Raw genomic sequence first — 2,841 nt, 5'->3', positions numbered from 1 at the left:
GTCCGGCGGTGTCCTACTCTCCCACACCCTCCCGAGTGCAGTACCATCGGCGCTGGAAGGCTTAGCTACCGGGTTCGGAATGTAACCGGGCGTTTCCCCTCCGCCATGACCGCCGTAACACTATCGACATATCAAACAACACCAACACTGGTCTGCTGTTCGTTTGTCGGGAGTTGCACAGTGGACGCGTAGCATCTTCGATAATCAAGTCCTCGGCCTATTAGTACCGGTCAACTCAACCCGTTACCGAGCTTACATCTCCGGCCTATCAACCCAGTCGTCTAACTGGGGGCCTTACCCACCCGAAAGTGGTGGGATACCTCATCTTGAAGCGAGCTTCCCGCTTAGATGCTTTCAGCGGTTATCCCTTCCGAACGTAGCCAACCAGCCATGCCCCTGGCGGAACAACTGGCACACCAGAGGTTCGTCCGTCCCGGTCCTCTCGTACTAGGGACAGCCCTTCTCAAGTATCCTACGCGCACGGCGGATAGGGACCGAACTGTCTCACGACGTTCTAAACCCAGCTCGCGTACCGCTTTAATGGGCGAACAGCCCAACCCTTGGGACCTGCTACAGCCCCAGGATGCGACGAGCCGACATCGAGGTGCCAAACCATCCCGTCGATATGGACTCTTGGGGAAGATCAGCCTGTTATCCCCGGGGTACCTTTTATCCGTTGAGCGACACCGCTTCCACATGCCAGTGCCGGATCACTAGTCCCGACTTTCGTCCCTGCTCGACCCGTCAGTCTCACAGTCAAGCTCCCTTGTGCACTTGCACTCAACACCTGATTGCCAACCAGGCTGAGGGAACCTTTGGGCGCCTCCGTTACCCTTTAGGAGGCAACCGCCCCAGTTAAACTACCCACCAGACACTGTCCCTGAACCGGATAACGGTCCGAAGTTAGATACCCAAATCAACCAGAGTGGTATTTCAACAATGCCTCCACCCATACTGGCGTATGAGCTTCACCGGCTCCCACCTATCCTACACAAGCTAATTCAGATACCAATGTCAAGCTATAGTAAAGGTCCCGGGGTCTTTCCGTCCTGCCGCGCGTAACGAGCATCTTTACTCGTACTGCAATTTCGCCGGGCCTGTGGTTGAGACAGTGGGGAAGTCGTTACGCCATTCGTGCAGGTCGGAACTTACCCGACAAGGAATTTCGCTACCTTAGGATGGTTATAGTTACCACCGCCGTTTACTGGCGCTTAAGTTCTCCGCTTCGCCCCGAAGAGCTAACAGGTCCCCTTAACGTTCCAGCACCGGGCAGGCGTCAGTCCATATACATCGAATTACTTCTTCGCATGGACCTGTGTTTTTAGTAAACAGTCGCTTCCCCCTGCTCTCTGCGGCCATACAACGCTCCACCCGCAAGGGGCTTCACGTCTCCGGCCCCCCTTCTCCCTAAGTTACGGGGGCAATTTGCCGAGTTCCTTAACCACAGTTCACCCGATCGCCTCGGTATTCTCTACCTGACCACCTGTGTCGGTTTGGGGTACGGGCCGCTAAGAACTCGCTAGAGGCTTTTCTCGGCAGCATAGGATCACTGACTTCACCTGAATCGGCTCGGCATCACGTCTCAGCCTTAACGGTGTGCGGATTTGCCTACACACCGGCCTACACGCTTACCCCGGCACAACCACCGGCCGGGCTCAGCTACCTTCCTGCGTCACCCCATCGCTTGACTACTACCCGCCAGGATCCCACGCTCCCCATGTTAGGTCCGAAGACCGCCCACAGCTCGGGTGGTTAGCACAACGAGGTTCATCAGGGACGCTCCTTCGCGGGTACGGGAATATCAACCCGTTGTCCATCGACTACGCCTCTCGGCCTCGCCTTAGGTCCCGACTCACCCAGGGCGGATTAGCCTGGCCCTGGAACCCTTGGTCATCCGGCGGAAGGGTTTCTCACCCTTCATTCGCTACTCATGCCTGCATTCTCACTCGTGCCGCGTCCACAACTAGGTCACCCCGCTGCTTCACCCACGGCACGACGCTCCCCTACCCATCCACACACCTGCACGACACATCAAGGCGCCGCGAAGTAAAAATGTGAATGCCACAGCTTCGGCGGTGTGCTTGAGCCCCGCTACATTGTCGGCGCGGAACCACTTGACCAGTGAGCTATTACGCACTCTTTAAAGGGTGGCTGCTTCTAAGCCAACCTCCTGGTTGTCTATGCGATCCCACATCCTTTTCCACTTAGCACACGCTTAGGGGCCTTAGCTGGCGATCTGGGCTGTTTCCCTCTCGACTACGAAGCTTATCCCCCGCAGTCTCACTGCCGCGCTCTCACTTACCGGCATTCGGAGTTTGGCTGATTTCGGTAAGCTTGTAGGCCCCCTAGACCATCCAGTGCTCTACCTCCGGCAAGAAACACACGACGCTGCACCTAAATGCATTTCGGGGAGAACCAGCTATCACGGAGTTTGATTGGCCTTTCACCCCTAACCACAGGTCATCCCCCAACTTTTCAACGTTGGTGGGTTCGGCCCTCCACGCGGTCTTACCCGCGCTTCAGCCTGCCCATGGCTAGATCACCCCGCTTCGGGTCTAGAGCATGCGACTCAAACGCCCTATTCAGACTCGCTTTCGCTACGGCTCCCCCACACGGGTTAACCTCGCCACATACCACTAACTCGCAGGCTCATTCTTCAAAAGGCACGCCGTCACCCCGCAAGGCTCCGACGGATTGTAGGCGAACGGTTTCAGGTACTATTTCACTCCCCTCCCGGGGTACTTTTCACCATTCCCTCACGGTACTAGTCCGCTATCGGTCACCAGGAAGTATTTAGGCTTACCAGGTGGTCCTGGCAGATTCACGGCAGATTACAGGAGT

At 56.7% G+C, this 2,841-nt stretch carries 2 rRNA genes (1 of these 2 running past the window's edge); both read right to left on the bottom strand.

Going from position 1 to position 2,841, the window contains the following annotated elements:
• Positions 1-117: ribosomal RNA gene (rrf, locus tag ABGB16_RS32975) — 5S ribosomal RNA — on the bottom strand.
• 83 nt (positions 118-200) lie between these two features.
• Positions 201-2,841, bottom strand: a 23S ribosomal RNA gene (locus ABGB16_RS32970) (it continues 467 nt past the right edge of the window).

Origin of the sequence: Micromonospora sp. B11E3, assembly GCF_039871625.1 — a bacterium.
GTDB lineage: Bacteria > Actinomycetota > Actinomycetes > Mycobacteriales > Micromonosporaceae > Micromonospora.
Note: the sequence above shows the minus strand (reverse complement) of the source record. Positions and strands in the feature narration are given on the sequence as shown.